The organism is Dictyobacter formicarum (assembly GCF_016587435.1).
Map to the genome: position 1 here is coordinate 13,310 of NZ_BNJJ01000009.1, position 24,120 is coordinate 37,429.

A 24,120-nucleotide genomic window follows, 5' to 3' on the forward strand; every position below is an offset into this window, starting at 1 on the left:
GCAGTAATTGAAGAGATACGGGGTGTCCTGCTCAAAAAAACACCGCCAGGAAATATCTGTGATATACTCTAAAATCAACACCGCACTCAAACGAATTAAAGCAATGAGGACAAGGAAAGGAACCCATGCACGCACCAGAGCGCCGCGAGGCCATTATTGTTCTCGATTACGGCTCCCAATATAGTCGCTTAATCACACGTCGTATTCGCGAATGCCATGTCTATAGTGAACTTGTTCCCGCAGATACCACCCTGGAACAGCTACAGAAGAATGAGCACCTCGATATTAAAGGCTTTATCTTCTCTGGTGGACCATCCAGCGTGTATGATGCTGATGCCCCTTCATGCGATCCAGCCATTCTCAAAAGCGGGCTGCCGATTCTAGGTATTTGCTATGGAATGCAGTTACTGGCCCAGAATCTGGGCGGTCATGTGGCGCCTTCTAACGGGCTACGCGAATACGGACCAGCTACCGTCGAGGTGCTGGCCGAGGCCGCCACTGATCCCGCTAGCTTCCGTATTTTTGAGGGCATCAGAGTCTCACCACAACAGACCGATAATCTAGAGGCACCTGAGAACCAGACATTGCGCCTGCCGGTTTGGATGAGCCATGGGGATAGCGTAGACAGGCTGCCTGAAGGATTCCGCGTTCTGGCCTGCACAGAGAGCAATCCAGTGGCCGCCATCGGCAGTCCACAGGGCTATATCGGCCTGCAATTTCATCCCGAGGTCACCCATACGCCACAGGGAAAAGACATTATCCGTAACTTCCTCTTCCGCGTCTGCGGCTGTGAGCCAAGCTGGACCCCCGGACACGTCATCGATGAGGCCGTTGAGATGATTCGTCAGCAAGTGGGCAACGAACGCGTCATCTGCGGTCTCTCCGGCGGCGTCGATTCGGCGGTAGCCGCACTGCTCATCCATAAAGCCATCGGCGACCAGCTAACCTGTATCTTTGTAGATACCGGGCTGCTGCGCGCAGGCGAACGTGAGCAGGTAGTGGATACCTTTAGCAACCACATGCATATTCCCCTGGTGGTGGTCGATGCGCGCCAACGCTTCCTGGATCGCCTGGCTAATGTCGTTGACCCAGAGCAGAAGCGCAAAATCATCGGCTCGGAGTTTATCCGTGTCTTTGAAGATGAGGCGGTGCGCCTGGCGGAAGAACAGGGTAACATCGCCTTCCTGGCCCAGGGAACACTGTACCCGGATGTGATCGAGAGCACCAGCCACGATACGGCCAGCACTGCCAAAAGCATCAAGTCGCACCATAATGTGGGTGGCTTGCCAAAAGAGATGAAGCTGAAGCTGGTCGAGCCGTTGCGCATGTTGTTCAAAGATGAAGTGCGCGAGATTGGTGCCGCGCTCGGCCTGCCCGAAGATTGGGTCTGGCGCCATCCATTCCCGGGACCCGGCCTGGCTATTCGTATCATCGGAGCCGTTGATGAGCAGCGCCTCAATGTGCTACGCGCCGCCGATAAGATCGTGATCGAAGAAATCCAGAAGGCGGGCGTCTATCGCCATCTGGGACAGGCCTTTGCCGTGCTAACCCCCATTCAAAGCGTGGGCGTGATGGGCGATTATCGTACCTACGCCAACCTGGTGGCCGTGCGGGCCGTCACCAGCGGCGACTTCATGACCGCCGACTGGGCCAGGCTCTCCCCGGAACTGCTTGGCCGCATCTCCAATCGCCTGGTCAACGAAGTCGCGGAAATCAATCGTGTGGTCTATGACATCACATCAAAGCCACCGGCAACGATCGAATGGGAATAAACAGAGGCGTGTATGTTCGAGTTTGAGATTCTGGCCCGGGGTCTATATCAGCCCGAGGATTTGCACATCTCGTATCAACCTGATCAGTTCCTGCAGTTCACACCAGAGCTGCAGGAATGGATGGAGCAATTCTGGCAGGAAAAATTGCGCCAGGCCCAACAACAACAAAGTCTGCTCTTCGATGCTCCCCTCTATCGGTTCATCGCCGCCCGGCAAGATACAGCACAAACCTTACAATTGACGCTGGGCCAGACCAGTTACAAAGAATATGTTGCCACACGGAGCCAGGACTTCGCGGCAGGAAGAGCACGCAGCGAGCTGGGCAATCCCTTATCCGTGTGCTCGGTCGTCGAAACTGCCGATGGCCATATCCTGCTGGATAAGCGCCAGGGCGTGGATCTCTATGTCGGCCGCTATCATGTGATCGGTGGTTTTTTTGAGCGCGACATCGATATTGACGCAACCCGGCAGCCCGATCCATTTGCCGCCATGCGGCGCGAGATCCGCGAGGAAACAGGCATCCAGGCAAGCGACATCAGCGATCAATTATGCCTGGGACTGGTCTATGACCTGGCCACACCCCATGCCGAGCTCTGTTTTCTCACCCGCCTGCACATTTCATTAGATGAAGTAAGGCAACGCAAGCCCGAGGACAGCGAGATCAAGACCCTCCACACCGTGTACAACAGCCCTGAAAGCCTGGCCCAATTTATACGCCAGCAGCATGGCAACATCTCGGCCACAGGTGAGCCCAACCTGCTTCTATATGGCCAGATACAGTATGGAAACGCCTGGTTCGCATCCATTACCTCATCCATTAGTAATTTGCCATCTCGTAATTAAAGATGTTACAATGAGCTTGTCCCATTGGATGAGACCAGCACTGTCATTCTATTTACTAGCAGTCACCTGATGTCATTAATCAGACATCGAGTCAGCCAGCCAGGATCAGAGGAACGTGACACTATATCAAATAGAAGTACGAGCAGTCGCGGATCGTCATGACGTTCACGCGCACCAGCTCGTTCATGAAATATTACAGCTACCAACAAAACATCTTCCGTCCCTCGCGGAATTATCCGCGGATACCCCACAACCTACTATTCGCACAGCCCAGCTATATCGTATTAAAGGAAACCTTAGTAGCGCGCAAATTGATCAGCTTATACAACAACTGCTAGTTGATCCAGTCGTACAAGAGGCAACCTATACAGTAGAGGGGCAGCACACCAAAAACACAGAGACAGGTCACATTGTCGATGTGTTTTTTCATCCCGGCGTCACTGATACATTGGCGGAAAGCGTGGTTGCCGGCGCACAAATGGTGGGGATCACCGGGCTTGAATATGTCGAAACCGGCCACCGCTATGTGTTGGATGGTCGCCTCAGCGAGGCCGACGCTCACAGCATTGCCCAGGCATTATTATTTAATGCCGTTATTCAACACTATACGCTTGATCCTTTCCAGGGGCAGGCAGCGCCGCAAACGGCCCACGAACTGCCACCGATCACTGCTGCACAAGCGGACGGCCAGACAACCGATGTGGTTAGCACGGATCAAGCGCAGCAAGCGGTACGTACTATTTTTCTATCTAGTATGACCGATGAGCAGCTATTAGAAGTCAGTCGGGCAGGCCTTCTCTCCCTCAATCTGGAAGAGATGCACGCGATTCAACAGTATTATCAGCAACAGGGACGCGAGCCAACCGACGTTGAGCTAGAAACACTGGCCCAGACATGGTCGGAGCACTGTTCCCATAAGACATTTAAAGCATCCATCCAGTACCGCGAGGTAGACGCCCAGGGCAAGACAGTCGAAAGTGAAACCATCGAGGGCCTGCTCAAACGCTATATTGTCAGCGCGACCGACAAGGTCAAACAGGACTGGCTGGTCTCAGCCTTCAGCGATAATGCCGGCATCATTCGGCTGACCGATTCCCAGGATGTGGCCTTTAAAGTCGAGACACATAATCATCCTTCGGCCATCGAGCCTTTTGGTGGCGCCAATACAGGAGTTGGCGGCGTTATTCGCGACGTCGTAGGCGTCTCGGCGCACCCCATCGCCTGTACTGATATTCTGTGCTTCGGGCCGTTGGACACGCCAGCCGATGAGCTACCAGCTGGCATATTAACGCCCAGGCGCATCGCCAGCGGAGTCGTCAACGGCATCCGCGACTACGGCAATAAAATGGGTATCCCGACCGTAAACGGAGCCATCCTCTACCACCCAGGATATACATATAATCCTCTAGTCTTCTGTGGATGTTTGGGTATCCTGCCCCATGGTAGCCATCCAACCAAAGTTGAGCCCGGCGACCTGATCGTCTCGCTGGGAGGGCGCACCGGCCGAGACGGTGTACATGGCGCGACCTTCTCTTCAGGCGAAATGAGCCTGGAGATCAATACACAGGCCGGGACCGCCGTACAGATTGGCGCCCCCATCACCGAGAAAAAGGTTACGGACGTCATTATTCAGGCACGCGACCGCCGCCTGTATCACGCCATCACAGACTGTGGGGCGGGTGGCTTCTCATCCGCCATCGGCGAAATGGGTTCCAAAACGGGGGCCCGCGTAGAGCTCAGCAAAGCGCCCCTCAAATATCAGGGGCTAGCCCCCTGGGAAATCTGGCTCTCCGAGGCCCAGGAACGCATGGTGCTGGCCGTCCCGCCGGCCCACCTCGACGAACTGCTGGAGATATGTGCAATTGAAGAGGTTGAGGCTAGTATCCTGGGTACCTTTACTGGTGACCAGCGCCTGACCTTGACCTACAATGGGCAGGTCGTAGCCGATATGGACATGGAATTCCTCCATGATGGTCTACCGCGAAAGACACTGGATGCGGTATGGAGACTACCCGAAAACAAACCGACAGGCAAAACCAGAATTGGTAGCGAGAGCCCCGTACCTCAGGGTGTGGCTGGATCGTTAGCTCCAACCTTGCTGGCCCTGCTGCGCCATCCCTCGATCGCTTCAAAAGAAGAAGTCGTACGGCGCTATGATCACGAAGTACAGGGCGGCACCGTGCGCAAACCGCTGGTCGGACGTGCGGGCAATGGTCCAGGAGATGCAGCAGTGCTTCAGCCATTGATTGAGGAAGATCCAGGCTCAAAAGCTGGCGTTGTACTCTCAAATGGGGTTAATCCGCTCTATGGCAAGATTGATCCTTATCATATGGCCGTCAATGCTGTAGACGAGGCACTACGCAACCTGACCGCCGTGGGCGGTGACGTCACCCACGCCGCGATCCTCGACAACTTCTGCTGGGGCAATCCCACCGATCCCGAGCAACTAGGTCTACTGGTACGGGCGGTCAAAGGCTGTCACGACGCGGCGGTCGGCTTCGGCACCCCATTTATTTCGGGCAAAGATAGCCTGAACAATGAATACAGGGCTGATGGACAACGCTTCCCGGTCATTCCCACGCTGGTCATTTCAGCGGTCAGCGTTATAAAGGACGTTACTCCGACGGTAGATATGGCCCTGAAGACACCAGGCAACCTGCTCTACCAGGTGGGTGGAACACGCAACGAACTAGCAGGCTCGCATTATGGAGAGTTGATCGACACTGATTCTTTCTCCCAGCTCTTCCCTGTGACCAGAGTTCCCCAGGTCAGGATTGCGCATGCGCGACAAACCATGGCCACACTTGGGGAGGCGATTCGGCGGGGGCTGGTGCGCAGTTGCCATGATCTATCTGAAGGTGGGCTGGCTGTGGCAGCCGCAGAAATGTCGCTGGCCGGAATGCGGGGAGCCACCCTGCACATCAATCGCTTCGGCTTACAGAGTGCGGATGGGCTATCAAGCAGCGCCGTCGCCATCGCCAAACTCTTCAGCGAATCCGCTACGCGCTTCCTGGTAGAAGTGACACCTGAACAGCTAGGAGCCTTTGAGAACTACATGCATGCCAACGGAGTAGAGGAGCTCTACCGTATTGGTAATGTCAGCAACACCTCACGCTTCATCATTCAGAATGGAGAAGAAGAGTTGCTCAATGTCGGCATCGACGAGCTGCAAACATCCTGGAAAGGAGGGCGGGCATAATGGGCGCATTACGTGCATTGGTTTTACGTGCCCCGGGCATCAACTGTGATCGTGAAACAGCCCAGGCCTGTCGGCTAGTCGGCTTTGAAACCGAGCTCCTGCATATCAACCAGCTCATCAAGTCGCCAGAGCAACTGCTAGAGTATCATTTTCTGGCGATCCCGGGTGGTTTTTCGTATGGAGACGACCTGGGAGCCGGAACATTGCTGGCCAAGAAACTGCAACTGCACCTGGGGGAGCAGCTAAAACAATTCGTCACGGAGGGCCGGCCGGTCCTGGGCATTTGTAACGGCTTCCAGGTGCTGGTGCGCCTGGGATTGCTACCCGGCAACCAGGCCAATGGCGCTCCACGGGCCACGCTAACCGAAAACGAACTGGCCCAGTTTGAGTGCCGCTGGATCACCATGGCAGCGCAGAAAAGTCCCTGCGTCTTCACCAAAGGCATTGAGCGCGCCATCGAAATGCCTGTTGCCCATGGTGAAGGACAATTTGTCTTGGCCGGCGATCTTGCCAGCCTGCAAGACAACGGCCAGATACCGCTGGTTTATGTCAGCAGCAGCACTAACCAGGAGGTCAGCTATCCCGACAATCCCAATGGCTCGCTCGGCAACGTGGCCGGAGTCTGTAACATACAGGGTAACGTCTTTGGCTTGATGCCGCATCCCGAGCGCTATGTCAATACTCTGCAGCATCCACAGCGCAGGGGACAGAGCCATGATCTGGGGGATGGACTGCTGATCTTCCAGAATGCCTACGACTATGCGCAGACACTGTTACAGCAGGGGGACACATCAACCCCGCAGGTTAGCAGTCTGCCCCAATCCATCTCGTATGCAGCCAGTGGAGTAGACATCGAAGCCGGTGAAAAAGCGGTACGCATGATGAAAGAGGCGGTGCGCGCCGCGCAGGGTCCTAATGTGCTGGCCGGAGTCGGCGCCTTCGCCGGTGTCTTCAGTGCCAAAGCCTTGCGCAAAATGAACCAGCCGGCGCTGGTCGCTTCAACGGATGGAGTAGGGACCAAAACCCTGCTCGCCTCACAGGCTGGCCGCTATGACACGATTGGTTTTGATATCGTTAATCACTCTATCAACGACCTGCTGGCCCAGGGAGCGAAGCCCCTTTTCTTCATGGACTACCTGGCCGTCAATAAACTTGATCCCGAACAGGTTGCGACCATTGTGCGGGGTGTAGCCAACGCCTGCCATGAAGCGGACTGCGCGCTCCTGGGCGGTGAAACCGCCGAAATGCCCGACGTCTATGTGGCGGGCGCCTTTGACCTGGCTGGAACGATCGTCGGCGTCGTCGAAGAAGATGAAGCCCAGAACGGGGCCACCATCGGCGAAGGAGACGTGATCCTGGGCCTCCCTTCCAATGGACTGCACACCAACGGCTACTCCCTGGCCCGCCGCGTCTTCGCAAACTATCCATTGGATACTATTTTCCCTGAGCTGGGGGAAACGCTGGCAGACGCGCTCCTGCGACCCCATCGCAGTTATCTGCGTGAGATCAGTCTACTGCGAGAGTACCTGGCAGATCGTGGTCGATACATCAAAGGTATAGCGCATATCACCGGTGGAGGTTTCAAAGGAAACATTTCTCGCATCCTTCCGGTTGGTATACAAGCCAACATCGACACGCAAGCCTGGACCGTTCCCGCGCTCTTTCAGTTGATCGCACGCCTGGGCAATATCGAGCCGGAAGAGCTCTATCGAACCTTTAACATGGGCATTGGCATGGTCATTGTTCTAGGGCCCAAAGCGGCGCTTGAAGCACGCAGTTGCCTACCAGAGCTGAAAACCATCGGCACCATCACCAAAGGCGAAGGAGTCTGTCTGAAATTTTAAGCGTTTACAGTGGAGTATGTATATGCCAGGTGACATATACTCCTGGCAGAGTTACGGGGCCGTGCCCCGTAACTCTCATTCATCGTAGTAGGTCAGGGTTTCGAGAAAGGATATCCCAACATGACCAATAGTAACGCTCTCTTTGGTTCCCTGCTAACCGAAGGCAAAACCAAAAAGATTTATGCCTATCCTGACGACGACACCCTGGTCTATATGGTTGGCAAAGATCAGATCACGGCTGGCGATGGTGCGCGCCGCAACGAGATTGCAGGCAAATCACGTTTAAGTACCATTACCACCGCCAATGTTTTTCGCTTGCTCAATGAAAACAATATCGCCACCCACTTCGTCAAAAAGGTCGACGATACCACCCTGCTGGTCAAACGCTGTGATATGCTACCGATAGAGCATGTACAGCGCCGCATCGCCACCGGATCATATCTCAAACGTCATCCGGAGATCACCGAGGGGACGCGCTTTGATCCTGTGCTCATCGAAACCTTCTTAAAGGATGATGCGCGCCACGATCCACAAATCTGGTCCAAAGACATCATCGAAGCAGGACTGGCAAGCGAGGCGGAGATCGCATGGATGGCCCGGGAGGGGCGCCGCGTCTTCGACGTGCTAGAACGCGCCTGGAGCAGTGCCGATGTCATGCTCATCGATCTCAAAATCGAATTTGGCCGTGACCTCCACGGAAACCTCATGGTAGCCGACGTCATTGACAACGACAGCTGGCGCCTCTGGCCCGGTGGTGACAAATCACGTATGCTCGACAAACAAGTTTATCGCAATCTCCAGGATGTCACACCCGCGGCACTGCAAGATATCGCGGACCGCTATGCGTTAGTGGCAGATCTAACAGGGAAGTTAAAGGTCAACTAAGAGAGACCTCAAACTCATATGATTATTGGTTTACATATCTTGCATAAGCAGAATACGAGGAGCCGAGTATGGAGCGACTACACGACGCTTGCGGAATAGTAGGGATCTATATGCCGAAGGGCGACGATAGTCTCGACGTGCGGCGTTACATTACCCTGGCATTGACCGCCTTACAACACCGAGGACAAGAGAGCGCTGGCATGGCCGTTTACGACGACAATGGTCAGATTGCCCACCGGGTTGGAATGGGAAAAGTACGCGAAGTCTTTCAAGATTCAGGCACAAGCCTGCCAGAGACCTATTGTGGCATCGGGCACGTGCGCTATTCCACCACTGGCTCAAGCTGTGTGGAAAATGCGGGCCCATTTGTGGTCGGTGAGCGCAGTGGTCAATACGACACAATTGCGGTGGCCCACAACGGGAATATCGTCAATGGCAATACGTTACGAGAACTCTTTCCCCATGGGATTTTAAGATCAACCACGGAAAGCGAAATCATAGCACTGATGTTACTCTATGCACAGGGCAAGACCTTGCGCGAGCGCATGATAGAGACGTTCCCTGCGCTGCGTGGTTCATACAGCCTGGTGCTGCTGGCTGAAGGTAAACTCTATGCGATGCGCGACCCCTGGGGTATGCGTCCGCTGTGTATTGGCCGCATCGGCAATAGCTGGATCGCCGCCTCTGAATCCTGCGCCCTGGATCGCATGGGGGCCACCTATGTACGCGAAGTAGAACCGGGCGAATTTATCACCTTCGACGAAAATGGTATGCACTCAGAGCTCCTGGTCAAAGCCCAGAAAACCTCTCTCTGTGTCTTTGAACATATCTATTTTTCAGATGCCACCAGCCGTCTCAACGATGCTTATATCTATGATGTGCGCGAGGCTCTGGGACGCGAGCTAGCCAGAGAGCATCCCGTCGAAGCCGACCTGGTTGTGCCCGTACCTGACTCATCGATACCCGCCGCGCTTGGTTATGCCAATGCTTCAGGTATTGCATACAGCCAGGCCATCATCAAGAATCGCTACAGCGATCGCACCTTTATCAAGCCAGACCAGCGTCTGCGCCAGTTAGAGGTAGACCTGAAATTCAACTTTGTGCAGCCCAAAGTTGAAGGCAAACGCCTGGTTATTGTCGATGACTCGATCGTCCGTGGCAACACGATGAAACGCCTGGTCTCCGCGCTACGCAACCGTGGAGTCAAAGAAATTCACCTGCGCTCGAGCGCGCCCCCGCTGCGCCATCCCTGCTACTTTGGCATCGACATTCCACAGGAAGATGAACTGATCGCCGCCGGACGCACCGTCCAGGAAGTAGCTGAATATATCGGGGTTGACAGCTTGGGTTATGTCAGCCTGCCAGGACTGGCAAGAGCTATTCAAACGGCTGAAGCCACCAACCTGCATCCTGATGACAAAGAGGCCATTTCCTTTTTGAACAAAGAATTCTGCTATGGCTGCATGGAAAAACAAGGCTGGCCCTTTGATCCAATCGTGGCTGCCAAACATAGCGCCCAACCGGCCACTTTTTTCCCTCGTGACACGGCGGTAAAAGGACAATAGATCACACAACCGTACGTAGGTGCGCCCCTTGCGGGCGCTTCAAACCTTGCCCCACGGTTTCGAGCGGGAAGGGAGAAAGCGCCCGCAAGGGGCGCACCTACGGTTACGGTTATATGATATTGGAGGTATATTTATGCGCGTATTCGTTATTGGATCAGGGGCGCGAGAGCATGCGCTGGTCTGGAAGCTAGCACAGAGCCCACGTGTCACTAAAATCTATGCGGCCCCGGGCAATCCAGGTATGACTCCCTATGCAGAACGTGTTCCCCTCGGAGTCAACCAGTTGCATGAACTGGCCGCTTTCGCCAAAAACAACTCCATCGACTTCACGATAGTGGGTCCTGAGGCCCCTCTGATCGAGGGCATAGTCGACCTCTTCCGCCGCCGTGGTTTCAACATCTTTGGTCCAGATAAAGCCGGAGCCGCCCTGGAAGGCAGCAAAGCCTTTACCAAAGAATTATTGACGCAGGCAGGCATTCCAACCGCCCAACACCGAACCTTTAACGACTATACAAAGGCCAGGGCCTACCTGGAGCAGCATGGAGCTCCCATTGTTGTCAAAGCGGATGGCAATGCCGCGGGTAAAGGGGCGATAGTCGCCCTCGATATGAACACAGCGCAAGAAGCGCTTAAACAAATGATGGTAGATCACATCTTTGGGGCCGCAGGCAATATTGTAGTGCTCGAAGATTATCTGGAAGGTGACGAAATTGGCGCCACTGCCATCTGTAACGGCAACAGTTTCCTGCCGCTGGCTCTATCCCAGGACCACAAACGAGCCCTGGATAATGATAAAGGGCTGAACACCGGTGGCATGGGCGTTTTTACCCCACTACCATTTGTAGATACAACTACCAGTGAGCGCATCTATCGAGAGGTGATTGCCTCCACCCTCAACGCCATGCAAAACACAGGCGTCAACTTCACTGGCGTCCTCTACTCAAATATCATGCTCACAGCCAGCGGCCCTATGGTCATCGAGCACAACACACGCTTCGGCGATCCAGAAACCCAGGCCTTTATGCTACTCCTGAAAGAGGACATCCTTAACGTGCTCGAATTCGCCTCAGGCCGCCAGGTTAATCCGGACACACTCTGGCATCCAGGCTCAGCCGTTAGCCTGACTCTGGCCTCAGGCGGCTATCCCGGTAGCTACCGCTCCGGCATTCCCATTACCGGCGTAGAGGAGGCCAGCAAGCTCGACCAGGTACAGGTCTTCCACGCTGGAACTGCCCTGAAAGACAATCAGTTGGTTACAGCCGGTGGTCGCGTACTGAGCATCGTGGCGCGCGGCAACAGCCTGCAAGAAGCCGTCGATCGCGCTTATGACGCCGCCAGATATATCTCCTTTGAGGGGATGCACTATCGCAAAGACATCGCCCACCGTGGGCTTGAAGCTATTAAGCATTAATCGAAGCATTAACTGCCATCGAGGAGATAAAGAGGATAACAAGGGATGAGTGGTATTGAACATAGTACACACAGCCAACAGTCAGACGTCAATCCGGCTACCCCCCTGCGCGTAGCCGTGCTTATTTCGGGCAGCGGAAGCAACCTGCAGGCATTAATCGACGCCATCGAGAGCCAACAGTTACCCGGCGTTGAAATTGTGCTGGTTATCAGCAACAAAGCCAATGCCCAGGGACTACAGCGCGCGCTCAAGCACAAGCTACCGGTAGCCTATATTCCCTGGAAGAAGCGCGAAGAAGCGGAACAGCGGATCTCCGCCCTCTTTCAACTCTTCCAGGCCGATCTGATTGTGTTGGCAGGCTGGATGCGCATCTTGAGCGCTGGTTTCATCGCCCAGTTTCCACAGCGCATGATCAATCTGCATCCAGCCTTGCTGCCCGACGACAGCAGTGATAGCTATACCACCAGCGATGGCAGCGTTATCCCGGCCCTGCGTGGCCTTCATGTGGTCGAGCGAGCCATCGAAGCAGGCCTGAAAGTAACCGGGAGCACGGTCCATTATGTCATACCAGCGGTCGATGCCGGCCCGGTCATCTGCCGCGCCGAGGTAGCGATAGACGTCGACGAAACTCCTGACACCCTGCAAGAGAAGCTCAAAAACCAGGAGCACCGCTTGATCGTAGAGGCCGTCCGCGCATATGCTGAGCAGGGCCGCCTCGTCACCTCCTCCTAGAATTCGGACCAGCCGATCAGGTGGAGTTGGTCGGGCTGTTGAGTAGTTTCGATAGTGGTCTCTTTGCCTCTGGGGATTGAGCCGATAACGATGCTGCTAGCGACGCCCGGGCTACTAAAGGTATTATTCAGAACAGCATAACGCTGGTTGTCGTTTGAGAGAATATCGCCGCGAGTATAGCCAAACTGGGGAAAATCACTGGTGCTGCCGCGAGCAGCGGTACTGATCCTCGTCAGAGCGGTACCATCGGTGTGGATAGTCCAGAGTCCATTTTGTTCTTCACCACGAGGATCAAGCGTGAAAGTGCTGGCGAACTTATAGCGCCGATCGCCGATAACAAAGAGGAGGGTAGTGGTAGAGATAGAGCGCACATAAGTGATTGCCTGGTGCGGCAGGCTATAGATAACGTGTGCGCTACCACCCCGCAGTGACTGGATCTGGATACGAGCAGGACCGGTCTGGACGGTACTCTGGCTATCGCTACTCATAGTACACGTACTGGTAATCACAGAGGCATTGTCGGGCGTCACATCCAGATCCAGGCAAGGCTGGTGCGAGGGCATCGCCAGCAGCAGTTTCAGATTATTGGCCTGCCGACTCTGATCCCAACCAACATCCTGCAAGAGATAAAGATTGAAACGGTCGCGCAAAAGGAAAGGACCACCACCGCCGACCCCGGTCAATGATTTCGTCATATAGAGACTATGGTTACCAGCCCACTTGAGAGGCTCATAGCCAGACTGGTCTGCAGGTTGTCGCAACACCAGGCGCAGCGTTCCCTTGCTCAGTTCGATGCTATAAGTGCTAATCCCATTGTAGCGCTGGCTCTCATACAGCCTGCTGACCACTACATAGCGCTGATCGGGCGACATCTGAACATTAGAGATAAAAGGAGCACAATAGAGAGTTTGTAAATATTTACCGTCGATCCGCACTAATTGCACCATCTGCAATCTCTGGTGGTCATTGCGTTTAAGTAGCACCCACTCACCATCTGGCGAAACACGCGCACTGACGGTATAATCGTCCCCGTCCAACTGCACCAATGTACTTTTTTGTCCGTTGGCCAGATCATAACGGACCAACGACTGTCCACCACCCCGCATAAGGGTATAAACGATATAGTGGTGATTCCCTGTAGCGGGCAAGGCAGGCATAAACACAGCCCGCGCACTACCGGTGCCCGGACAACTACTACTGCGGACAGCCTGAACCTGGAGTGGCCGGGCGATAGCGCTAGATTGACAGAGGCAAGCAAGAATCAGCGCACAAACTAAGAATTGCCGGGAACGAAACATCGGCAGTTGCTCCCTGTGAAATAAAAATTTCAGTCATCTTCACCTATGTAAGACATCAAAATACCTTTCTACATTATATACGTATTTCAAAATATTTTTAATAGCTATTATATAAATATATGCACACTATATATGCGCACACATCTTTATTTATATGGAGTTTCTACGAGCGTATCTGAAGCCTATCACCATAGGAAGCAAAGCGCCCCCGTACGGGCAGGCGCATGCGCGCCCGAGCCCTTTTTCCACAATCACATAAAACCTTTTGAGCGCCGAAGGCGCGAACAGCAAGGCATTCAGACACATTCTAAATATATTCTGCGGACCATTTGTAAGCATGCTTAAAGGATAGGCATGGGAAGCGGCCAGAGCAAATTTTAAAGAGTAGCAATTGGCATCAAAAATTGATATGGCCGCGCTTAAACTGACACTATTTTAGCGTGTGAATCGTAAAATCCCTATACACGCTGCCATACGTCAAATGGTATCATGAAATATAAAAACGATAAAATCCATTTTAGGAAATTAAGCAGGGTTCCATTAACCTTGTAAGTGATAACAGCACGACAAGCAGAAAGGAACAACGCAATGACAGCATCTCAAAATCCACTGGTAATAGGCATTTTTCAAGATGAAGCCAAAGCCAAACAGGTCCTGACCGAATTGAATAATGCCGGATTTGCTAAAGATCAACTTGGTTTTGCCAATACCGAGGGCGAAACAGCCAACACCAACTTAGGATCAGAATTAATGAAATTTGGTGTGCCACAGGAACATGCCGGATATTATCACAATGCCTTTCAGGCTGGCCAGAATGTAGTCTCCGTTCGCGCCGATGGCCGCGAACAAGATGCAGCTCGCATTCTCAGCAATTATGGCGCAACGGGCCTCAACAGTGATCCTAATGCCGGCACTGCCATGCCCAATGACGCTTCACAGATGGCGGCATACAACACCTATGTAGATCCATCGCAGAATGCAGCCAATCAGGCACCTGCTTATCCTGCTGGCAACTACAACAATTCCGACTCTGGCATGGCCAACCAGCAGCAATACAACGATCCTAATTACAACAACGCCGGCATGGCCAACCAGCAGACATACAACGATCCTAACTATAACAATAGCGTAAATCAACAGCAGGCATATGCTAACCCCAACTATAATAACCAAAATTATAGTAATGCGGGTATGGCTAATACTGATCAGTCATACAGCAACGATCAGCAGCAGTACAACAACGCTGGCTACGCTAACAATGATCCGAACCAGGGCTTCAATCAGGCGCAGAATTATGATCCAAATGCATTCCAGAACAATACCCAGAATGCAGAACAAGAGCGTCGGGTGGATCGCGAAGAGCGTCGGATGGAGCGTGAAGAGCGCGAAAACAACAACTTCTAGCGCGACAACCGTCGCTAAGCTCGCTCGTATTTTTAATAGCCCGCAGGCTATAAAAAACATGATAAAAGGCAGGCGCGCCACTGTGATTTGACAGTGGCGCGCCTGCCTTTTGTTGGCGACATTATTCTACGTGAACGCCTACACGGTCCAGGAAGCGGCGGCTGATCGCCGCACGATGCTTGATAGGCATACGACCCGGGATACAATGTGAGTCCGAGCCAGTGGTTCCCAACAACTGGTGCTCCTCAACATAGGCGACATAGGTTTTCACCATCTCCTGGCTATGGTAAGGATGATACATTTCAATACCATCAATAGGAATTTCAGCCCGCAACTGATCTAGCAGGGCTGTATCATAAAAGGTAAAGCCGCTCTCACGGCGACCCGGATGGGCAATCAAACAGACGCCACCGCTGCGATGAACCGCCTCAACTGTCTCGGCCATATCGGTGCGCACCGAATAAAAACCGGCCTCCTTCACCTTCTGAATGCCAGCCTGCCAGCTTGGAACATATCCATGTTCACGCAGCAACATAGCATTATCCATCTGATAACGGAGCTTACCACCGTTGGCAGCCAGTAGCTCTTCCTGGCGCGGAAAATCATAGCCCATACGGCGCAGATTTTCATTAATCTCGTAGGTATTCTCCAGCTTGCGCTGCTCTATCCTGGCCGTCAGGGGAGCCAGCTCGTTGTTCTCAGGATCAAAGCCATAGCAGAGCATATCACCCATCCGACCATTGCCAACAGGACCATTCCATTCAGTGCTCATCTCAACGCCGGATAATACAAATAAATTCCGGGCCGCACCCAGCGCTTGTATTTCAGCCACTTTATCAACACGATCGTGGTCAGTCACAGCGATCAGATCGAACTTTTCCTTAGCCAGGAAATCAATCACCTGCTGGGCTGGCCAACGTCCATCACTATAAGTTGTGTGCATATGAAGATCAATAGAATCATCGGGGCGTAATGTTACAGTTGTAGTCAGACGAGGCAAGATTAACTCCTTTTAAAAAGAGATGATAGACAATGGATCAAATCCGGTACTCTTCTTATCTATAATCGTACCACAGATCTGTTTGATGGTAGAAATCAATTTCTTTTCAATCAGGGTTTTCCAGTCCTTTCATTCCCGCCTTATGATTTTTCATTTTTTAAGAAGGCATGAATGATCTCTTCCATTCCCGCCTGCGGCGGGAGGAGGGGGAGAGGTTGTTGGTGGGGACACCCCACTCCCCGGCAGGAGGGGCTGGCCGCCCCTCCTGCACCTCCCCGCTTTATACCTGCTTTATTTGTTAAACATCATTCGGCGGAAGGAGAGAATGGATGAAGCGGGGACGCCCCGAACCCCGGCAGGAGGACTAGCCGTCCTCCTGCACCTCCTGCGATGGGAGGAAAGAGGAGCTTACAGGTAGAGTTTTTTTGTTGTTCCGCTGGCTGATGAGCGGAAACATGACATTATCTCTTGAACCTTTTGGGCGTGGAGTGATAAATCGGGGGCAAGCCCCGATTTACTCCCTTGACGAGCGATACCGTCTCCTCGCAACACCGCCTATCCGGGGTTGAAAGACAATTTATGTTTAATGACCACCGAGGCCGAAGTCGATGGGGATGCCAAGGAGGCTGAGAAGGGCAACCAGTAGAGGTGCCACCAGCAAGGCAGGGAGCATATTGGCGACTTTAACCCTTTTGATGTCAAGGATATTCAGGGCCAGACCAACCAGAATAACGCCGCCTACGGCCGCCAGCTCGATGACGCGCGGCTGCTGCGCCATGCTAAGATGGGGATCAGAGACCAGCAGCGGCTTAACCAGCCCAGCCAGCAGTGAGATGCCGCCTTGCACGATTAAAATGGTCGCACCAGCGAAGAGCGTGCCAATGCCGAAGCTACTGGCAAAAATAATCGCCGAGAAGCCATCCAGAACCGCTTTGATGGCAAGCAGGCGATAATCGCCGGTCAAACCATCATTGATAGAGCCAAGGATCGTGAGTGGTCCGACACAGAATTGTAGACTGGCAATCACAAAGGCTGTAGTAAAGTTCACGCTATGGTGACTATCGGTACGACTGAAACGCTTTTTCAGCCAATCGCCCAGCCAGTTAATTCTTCGATCAATATCTATTAATTCGCCAATGACAGAGCCAATAACCAGGGCCAGCAAAGGGATCAAAGCATTTCTGGTAGAGATACCAGAAGAAATGCCCATCACGACAGTGATCAGGCCGATGGCAGCAATCACAATCGTTTTGACGCGGTCCGGTAAGCGCTCACCAATCAGCAATCCCAGCACACCACCTATCATTACAGTAGTGAAATTAATCAATGTTCCAGTCATAAAAAAACAGTCCTCCAGATATCATGGTCAGGTATTGCGAGCCGCCCACTCTTCAGCGTGGCGAATCCGGCTCACAATTGAGGGATGGCTGGAATTGCTATCCTCATGGGCGAGAATTTCGTTGATATTCGCTAACCGTACCATGGCGCTTTTAAAAGCCTGGTGCAGATCGGTCGTACGCAGGGCGAACTCATCCGCGCGATGTTCCATCATACGGCTATAGCTATTCATAATCGAAGTTGTTACTAACCAGGATAGCACAAACAGACTTAAAAGAAAGGGTACGGTTGTGCTATCAGAGAAGCCATCAAACAGATAGATCGGAATATCTACCAATCCCAGCATTAGCATAGCAATCAGGTAATAAGCAATCACGCGTATACCAGCGCGGGCAAAAAGGCGTTTCCAGATGTCAAAATAGACATGGTGGGCCAGTTCATGGGCCAGAATAACCTCGATCTCATCCAACGAGAAGCGCTCCAGCATCGTATGTACAATACTGATCTGGCGTGTCCAGCCCCAACCAACTACAAAGGCATTAGGAGCCACTTTCGCACCTGGCTTCGTTAGCACATAAATACCCCTCACCGAAGTAGAAAGACGCCGCATCAGATTCTGCAACCGCTGTTTGAGTTCACCATCGACCAGAGGAGTCAAAGTATAAGTGCGGGACAAAATGAATGGTTTACATTGTTCCCAGCCGATGTCCAGCAGTAATTGAAAGCAAACAAAGCCGCACCACCACCATTCCTGCAGCGTCGCATACATCAAATAGATAATCTGTACCAGCACTGCCCACTTTACTACCAATTTTCCCTGAGCGCGGCAATGGCGCAAAAGACAGGTACGCAACGGAAAAGTCGGTAAGCGATGATAGCGTTTAAGACCATAATCAATATAGCTATAGAGGGGTAGATAGATGGCCTCCAGACACAGCATACACAGTAAGTAGCTCAATAAGATTGGCACAGGATACCAGTCGGTAACAGGTTGCCATAGAAACAGCCACATACAATGATGCCACAGGGAAACGAAAAAGCCCACCAGGCTGACGGAATGTACAGGATCAACGCATATGAGAGAACATAGTAGAATAGTAAAAGGAAGCCCTAACAGGCGCACCAGCGTGCCACGAGCCGCACGATAAGAGCACAAGCGTTTTTGCCGTTCAGCATTAATTTGTTGCACAGCAGGACCTTTCCGCAAGAGACTGCAGATGAAACGATCAAAGTGATGATGAACGCAGCTCAGTTCAACAAGAAGTGCTTACCAAAACAACTATAGCATATAAACTAAGCCATATACAGGCAAGCTAGCAGCCAACGAAAGCTCACAGATTCCTCACAGTTATGGGGCACTGGTTATCCCAGCAAGGTGTGCATCTGTGGTACAATAGCGTCGATTCAATCTACCGATACCTGCGACCGACCGACAAATTCAATACTATGCAATTTTATTTTTTATTTTAGATACAACATTGCTGTTATTTCGTGATATGGAGGGTGATGAACGATGTTGGAACAACAAGATCTATTGGCAGGCCTTAATCAGCCACAGCAAGAAGCCGTTACGACAACCGAGGGACCAGTCTTGATTCTGGCCGGGCCCGGTAGCGGCAAGACACGTGTAATCACCCATCGCATCGCTTATCTTGTTCAGGAGGCACAGATTTCGCCCTGGCGCATTCTGGCCGTCACTTTTACCAATAAGGCAGCACGCGAGATGCGCGAGCGCATGGAAAAGCTGGTTGGGGTCAACGAAGCCAAAGAAATGATGATTGGCACCTTCCACGCCATCTGCGCCCGCGTCCTGCGCACCGAAGCCGAGCACCTGGCTCCGCTAGGGCTCTCACGTTCCTTCGTCATCCTGGATACCGATGACCAGAACACCCTGCTCAAAAAAGCCATCAAAGAGCTCAACCTGGACGAAAAGCAATATCGACCGGCCACCATCCAGGCGCTAATCTCGCGAGCCAAAAACGACATGCAGGGTCCCGACCAGATGGCCGAGATGGCCACAAAATATGTTGAAGAGGTAGCCGCCCGCGTTTACAAGGAATATCAAAAAATGATGCGCAAAAATAACAGCGTCGATTTTGATGACCTGATCATGCTGACCGAGCAGCTATGGAGGCGCGAACCAGAAGTCCTCAAGCGCTATCAACGCCGCTGGCACTACATTCACGTCGACGAGTTCCAGGACTGCAATCTTCCCCAGTATAAGCTCATCCGCCTGCTGGGTTACGGCACCGACAGCCACCACGAAGGACTGGGTAATGTCTGTGTGGTGGGCGACGATGACCAGATGATCTACACCTGGCGGGGAGCCAGTGCCGAAAATGTGCTGCGCTTCGAGCGAGACTTCCCCCAGACCAGAATTCTTCTGCTGGAGCAAAACTATCGCTCCACCCAGACCATTCTGGATGCCGCGCAGGGCATCGTCAAACGCAATAGCCTGCGCAAAGATAAGAAGCTCTGGACCGCCCAGGGGAACGGTGAAAAAATTATTGTCCATGAGGCCTACAATGAAGAGCAGGAGGGCCTCTACACCGCCCAGGAGATTGTACGTCTGCTAGCCCGTGGCGAGATCGACAAGCGCGCCGAAGTAGCCGTGATGTACCGCACCAACGCCCAATCTCGTGCCCTAGAAGAACAATTCCTGCGCATGAACATCCCATATAAAGTAATCGGCAGCCGTAAGTTCTATGATCGCAAAGAAATCAAAGACATGCTGGCCTACATGCGCTTGCTAGCCAATCCCAATGATGACCTGAGCCTGCTACGCGTTATCAACGTTCCCAACCGCAAAATCGGGCCCAAAACCGTCGGAGAGCTGCAGCAATGGGCCAACCAGCAGAACAGCTCACTCTATCTAGCCCTAGATAGCATCCAATCTCATCCGACACTGGGCAAGGCCGCCAAAAGCGCGTTAGAAACCTTTCACAAGCTGATCAACGACCTGCGGGGAGCCATTGACGAACTTCACCTGCCCGAGCTGCTGGATCGCATCGCCGAACGCAGTGGCTATGGTCCAGAATTACGCGTCGCCTCCGAAGGAGAAGAACTGGACCGCTGGGGCAACGTACTGGAATTGCGCCGCGTGGCCGAGGACTACTCAGAAATCGAGACCCACGCCGCACTGGAGCTCTTCCTGGAGAACGTAGCCCTGGTCGGAGGCGCCGACACCGTCCAGTCCAGTGAAGATGGCTCGCTCATACAGGAAGAGAACACCGACGCCGTGACGTTAATCACGCTCCATGCCGCCAAAGGACTGGAATATCCCGTCGTCTTTATCGTTGGCATGGATGAGGGCTCGCTGCCCCATTCGCGCTCAATCGACAAACCCGAACAGGTAGAAGAAGAGCGCCGCCTGGCCTATGTCGGCTTCACCCGCGCCATGAAAAAGCTCTACCTGGTCCGGGCGCGCCGCCGCTCATTATTCGGGGAAACGCAATATACCGAACCTTCACGCTTCCTGGCTGATATTCCAACCAGGCTGATCGTCAAACGAGGCGGTGCCGCAGCACAACAAACAACCAGCGGGCAGGACACATATAGAAACCGCCAGCAAGGGCGCAACGCACAGCAGGAGCGCAACTGGGAAGACGATTTTAACCAGGACCCATATGGAGATACAGGTGGCCGTGTCTTTGGACGGGGCAGCAATAGTCCAGCCACACGTAGCTACTCAACGCTCCCATCCGCCCCGAAAAGCAGAGGAAATATGCCAGCGGGAAGCGGTTTCAAAGGCAACGAACCCGCCAAACCACAACCCAAAATACAACGTTTCAAGCCTGGTGATCGCGTACGTCACAACATCTTTGGAGATGGTATCGTCTTGAAAAGCGAGATGGAATCTGGTACAGAATTCGTGGAGGTACAATTTCCAGGCAAGCACGGCAAGAAACGCCTCAGCCTGGACTTCGCCCGCCTGGACAAGCTATCCTAAGTCACTGCATCACTCAGGTAAAACGCATGGAACAACAGCAACCAACCGAACCAACTGAATCGTCATCGCTACTCAACGGCAACCGCGAGCTAGCAGTGCTCTATGCCATCGCGGGCTATTTGAATCGCCAGGTAGATGTACATGATGCCTTGCAAGAGGTACTGGCCCATGTTACCCAGCTCCTCGGCCTGCGTACAGGCTGGGTCTGGCTCTTCGACGACGCGGGTAATCCCACCGTCGCCGCCTCACAACATCTACCACCCTACCTGGCGGATCATCCCGAACGGATGTGTGGTTCATGCCTGTGCCTGGACACATTCATGGGGGGGAGCATGGAAGGGGCCTCAAACATCAATGTGCTCCGCTGTAGCCGCCTCAAAAACGCCGAGCGCGACAGTGATCCCAGCGCCCTGGGGCTGCGCTTCCACTCCAGCGTCCCAATCTATGCCAGTTCAACCCTGCTGGGCGTCATGAATGTAGCCAGTGAAGACTGGCGCGAGCTACGAGCCGATGAACTGCAACTGTTGCATATTATCAGCGATCAAATCGGGCTGGCATTGCAGCGAGCTCGTCTATCAGCTGAACATACGCGGGCAGCCGCGCGGCTGGCCACCACAGAAGAGCGCAACCGCCTGGCACGCGAAATCCACGACACCATGGCCCAGGGGCTGGCCGCCATTGCCCTACAACTGGAGACCGCAGACGCACTGATTCAAACACGACCTGAACGGACGCACGAAGCGATTCAACGCGCCCTCAGCCTGGCACGCCATAATCTGGAAGAAGCGCGCCGCTCAGTCATGGACCTGCGGGCCGCCCCGCTGCAGGAACATACCCTGCCGGAAGCCCTGGCCGCCCTGGCTACCGCTGAGCCGCTCCCTGTTGTACAATACAGCTATACGCCCATGCTACAGTTTCCCGCCCTGCCGGCACGTATTGAAGCAGGCCTCTATCGCATTGCCCAGGAGGCGCTGACCAATGCCCGCAAGCATGCCAACGCCCAGCACATTGACATGCGGCTCATCGCCGAAGAACAATGGATCAGCCTGAGAATTCAAGACGACGGAGACGGCTTCGAGACAACGAATATGCCACAGAACAACGGGCCCAACACAGGACACTTTGGGCTAACAGGAATAGGTGAGCGCGTCCGTATCTTAGGCGGCAGTATCTGTATTTTCAGTGAACCAGGCACAGGCACGTGCATTGAGGTCTCAGTGCCCTACTAGCAGGCAATGTTGCGCGGCCTCCACATTACAGCTGAAAGGCAAAAGAATGATCCGTATCATACTAGCAGATGACCATCCCATCGTCCGAGAAGGCCTCCATACTCTATTGGAAACGCAGCCCGATTTTGAAGTGATCGCCGAATGCGCGAACGGAGATGAAGCCCTGCAAACCACGGCCCGCCTCCAACCAGATATGCTGCTACTGGATCTTGAAATGCCTGGAAAAGACGGAGTAGAGACCATGCGCCAGCTCTCACAGCTAGCCCAGCGACCACGCGTCATTGTCTTCACAGCATTTGACGATGATGAAAGGATCATTCACGCATTACAAGCAGGAGCCGATGGCTATCTACTCAAAGAAGCGCCACGCGACGAAATTTTCAAATCCATTCGCATCACTATGAATGGAGGCTCAATGCTCCAGCCGCTGGTCGCCTCCAAACTGTTACGCCATGTTGGACAACAAAGGACGTCCACCCCACGCCTGACCAACGCCATGCCACCGGTAGAAGAACTGACTGAACGCGAGTTAGAAGTATTGCGCCTGCTCGCCCAGGGCATGCCAAATAAAGAGATCGCCTCCCACCTGATCATCAGCGAGCGCACCGCCAAATTTCATGTCAGCTCAATCATGAGCAAATTAGGAGCCACCAACCGGACAGAGGCAGTTGCCCTGGCGGCCCAAAGAGGACTTATTAACCTGAACGAGTAATTTCCAGGCAAATACGCCTATCCGGTTGAAGAGCATACTAAAATACCATATTCCCCTTAAAAAATCTATACTCAATATTGTAATTACTAGAGCTTAGAGTGCGTCTGAAAGCCAGATGTTTCGCGCCTTCGGCCCCTGACGCTACGCGCCGACAGCGCTCAAAATGTATTTCATGGTTGGTGCAGCAGGTGCGCGAATGCGCACCTGCTGCACCAACCATGAAAAAGAGATTGGGAACGCCTGCGTTCCCCAGGCTCGGGCGCGCATGCGCTCGCCCGTACGGGAGCGCTTTACTTCCCATCGTCATGGACTTCAGACACTTTCTTACCTCAATGCACATTAACCGGACAATAAGAAATTCAGGCTAATTTTTGCAAGAAGTCCTGAACTCCGAAACAACATGATATACAATACCACATAGTCATAAGCGACTAGATCGATAGTTTTCTGTCCCTTACTAATGGAAATATTTGCATTTATTAATGCGGTGTACCATTGTTAACTAAAAAACGCCAGGACAGTTAGAAATGCTAAATTCGCGCTTAACAGCTTTTATCGCGGTAATGCTACTCATTGTCATTGCTTCATTAGTAACCATTGGAATTGTGCAAGGAATAGGAATGTTCATAACGCATGGTCCCGGCCTGGAACAAACTTCGGGAACAATCGTCAGCATAAACCCTGATCACAGTTTTATGCTAAAAACGGCCAATGGTACCCTTGAGCATTTCCAATGTAATGAACGTTGTATGGGAGGAGAATCGCATATGTACCGCCATCTGAAAGAGCACGCACATACCGATGTGTATTTCATGCGTACAGCCAACGGTACATTGATAGCGACAGATGTAGATTAAGGGATAGATGCATTCATTTCGCATTAATTCCGAAAAACAAGCATCATATATTTATCCATGTGTGGTCAGGATGTGAGATTGT

General features: G+C 53.0%; 17 protein-coding genes. 13 read left to right on the forward strand and 4 right to left on the reverse strand.

Annotated features, from left to right (window positions below):
* Positions 1-125: 125 nt before the first annotated feature.
* The 8 genes from guaA to purN all read left to right on the forward strand — a co-directional run bounded on the left by guaA (position 126) and on the right by purN (position 12,251).
* Positions 126-1,772 carry a glutamine-hydrolyzing GMP synthase gene (gene guaA / locus JMI88_RS16595; protein WP_201363049.1) on the forward strand — a complete coding sequence of 549 codons (1,647 nt, stop codon included), beginning with the start codon at positions 126-128 and terminating at the stop codon, positions 1,770-1,772.
* Positions 1,773-1,784: 12 nt separating this feature from the next.
* A complete protein-coding gene (locus JMI88_RS16600) occupies positions 1,785-2,615 on the forward strand; it encodes an NUDIX hydrolase (protein WP_201363050.1) in 831 nt (276 codons plus the stop codon).
* 115 nt (positions 2,616-2,730) lie between these two features.
* The gene (gene purL / locus JMI88_RS16605; RefSeq protein ID WP_201363051.1) at positions 2,731-5,814 is read left to right on the forward strand and encodes a phosphoribosylformylglycinamidine synthase subunit PurL; all 3,084 of its coding nucleotides are present in this window, start codon (positions 2,731-2,733) and stop codon (positions 5,812-5,814) included.
* Positions 5,814-7,658, forward strand: a complete 1,845-nt coding sequence (gene purM, locus JMI88_RS16610; protein ID WP_201363052.1) for a phosphoribosylformylglycinamidine cyclo-ligase — start codon at positions 5,814-5,816, stop codon at positions 7,656-7,658. The genes purL and purM overlap by 1 nt, the downstream gene beginning before the upstream one ends.
* A gap of 120 nt (positions 7,659-7,778) precedes the next feature.
* Complete coding sequence (locus tag JMI88_RS16615) at positions 7,779-8,543, forward strand: phosphoribosylaminoimidazolesuccinocarboxamide synthase (protein WP_201363053.1); 765 nt, start codon at positions 7,779-7,781, stop codon at positions 8,541-8,543.
* Between the two features lie 68 nt (positions 8,544-8,611).
* Positions 8,612-10,108, forward strand: a complete 1,497-nt coding sequence (gene purF / locus JMI88_RS16620; protein ID WP_201363054.1) for an amidophosphoribosyltransferase — start codon at positions 8,612-8,614, stop codon at positions 10,106-10,108.
* Between the two features lie 133 nt (positions 10,109-10,241).
* On the forward strand, positions 10,242-11,519 hold the full coding sequence (gene purD / locus JMI88_RS16625; RefSeq protein ID WP_201363055.1) for a phosphoribosylamine--glycine ligase: 1,278 nt from the start codon (positions 10,242-10,244) through the stop codon (positions 11,517-11,519).
* Between the two features lie 45 nt (positions 11,520-11,564).
* Positions 11,565-12,251: a phosphoribosylglycinamide formyltransferase gene (gene purN / locus JMI88_RS16630; RefSeq protein WP_201363056.1), complete on the forward strand. Its 687-nt coding sequence runs from the start codon at positions 11,565-11,567 to the stop codon at positions 12,249-12,251.
* On the opposite strand, the gene JMI88_RS16635 is transcribed toward purN, so the two are convergent.
* A complete protein-coding gene (locus JMI88_RS16635) occupies positions 12,248-13,549 on the reverse strand; it encodes a TolB family protein (protein WP_201363057.1) in 1,302 nt (433 codons plus the stop codon). The two genes, purN and JMI88_RS16635, sit on opposite strands and share 4 nt — an antisense overlap.
* A gap of 588 nt (positions 13,550-14,137) precedes the next feature.
* On the opposite strand from JMI88_RS16635, the gene JMI88_RS16640 reads away from it, so the two are divergent.
* Entirely contained in the window at positions 14,138-14,953 is an 816-nt protein-coding gene (locus JMI88_RS16640; protein WP_201363058.1) for a hypothetical protein, read from the forward strand.
* A 121-nt stretch (positions 14,954-15,074) separates the two neighbouring features.
* On the opposite strand, the gene JMI88_RS16645 is transcribed toward JMI88_RS16640, so the two are convergent.
* The 3 genes from JMI88_RS16645 to JMI88_RS16655 form a co-directional block, all read right to left on the reverse strand.
* On the reverse strand, positions 15,075-15,953 hold the full coding sequence (locus JMI88_RS16645) for a PHP domain-containing protein (protein WP_236022942.1): 879 nt from the start codon (positions 15,951-15,953) through the stop codon (positions 15,075-15,077).
* Between the two features lie 583 nt (positions 15,954-16,536).
* Positions 16,537-17,292 (reverse strand): DUF554 domain-containing protein, encoded by a 756-nt coding sequence (locus JMI88_RS16650; protein WP_201363059.1) that lies wholly within the window; start codon positions 17,290-17,292, stop codon positions 16,537-16,539.
* 27 nt (positions 17,293-17,319) lie between these two features.
* Positions 17,320-18,480, reverse strand: coding sequence for a M48 family metalloprotease (locus JMI88_RS16655; protein WP_201363060.1), 1,161 nt, complete (start codon positions 18,478-18,480; stop codon positions 17,320-17,322).
* A gap of 324 nt (positions 18,481-18,804) precedes the next feature.
* Between JMI88_RS16655 and JMI88_RS16660 the strand changes: the two genes are divergently transcribed.
* From JMI88_RS16660 to JMI88_RS16675, 4 genes are all read left to right on the forward strand, one after another.
* Entirely contained in the window at positions 18,805-21,240 is a 2,436-nt protein-coding gene (locus JMI88_RS16660; protein ID WP_201363061.1) for an ATP-dependent helicase, read from the forward strand.
* Positions 21,241-21,266: 26 nt separating this feature from the next.
* Positions 21,267-22,469: a GAF domain-containing sensor histidine kinase gene (locus JMI88_RS16665; protein ID WP_201363062.1), complete on the forward strand. Its 1,203-nt coding sequence runs from the start codon at positions 21,267-21,269 to the stop codon at positions 22,467-22,469.
* Positions 22,470-22,515: 46 nt separating this feature from the next.
* Positions 22,516-23,181, forward strand: coding sequence for a response regulator (locus JMI88_RS16670; RefSeq protein WP_201363063.1), 666 nt, complete (start codon positions 22,516-22,518; stop codon positions 23,179-23,181).
* A 527-nt stretch (positions 23,182-23,708) separates the two neighbouring features.
* The gene (locus JMI88_RS16675; protein ID WP_201363064.1) at positions 23,709-24,038 is read left to right on the forward strand and encodes a hypothetical protein; all 330 of its coding nucleotides are present in this window, start codon (positions 23,709-23,711) and stop codon (positions 24,036-24,038) included.
* The last annotated feature ends 82 nt before the right edge of the window (positions 24,039-24,120 follow it).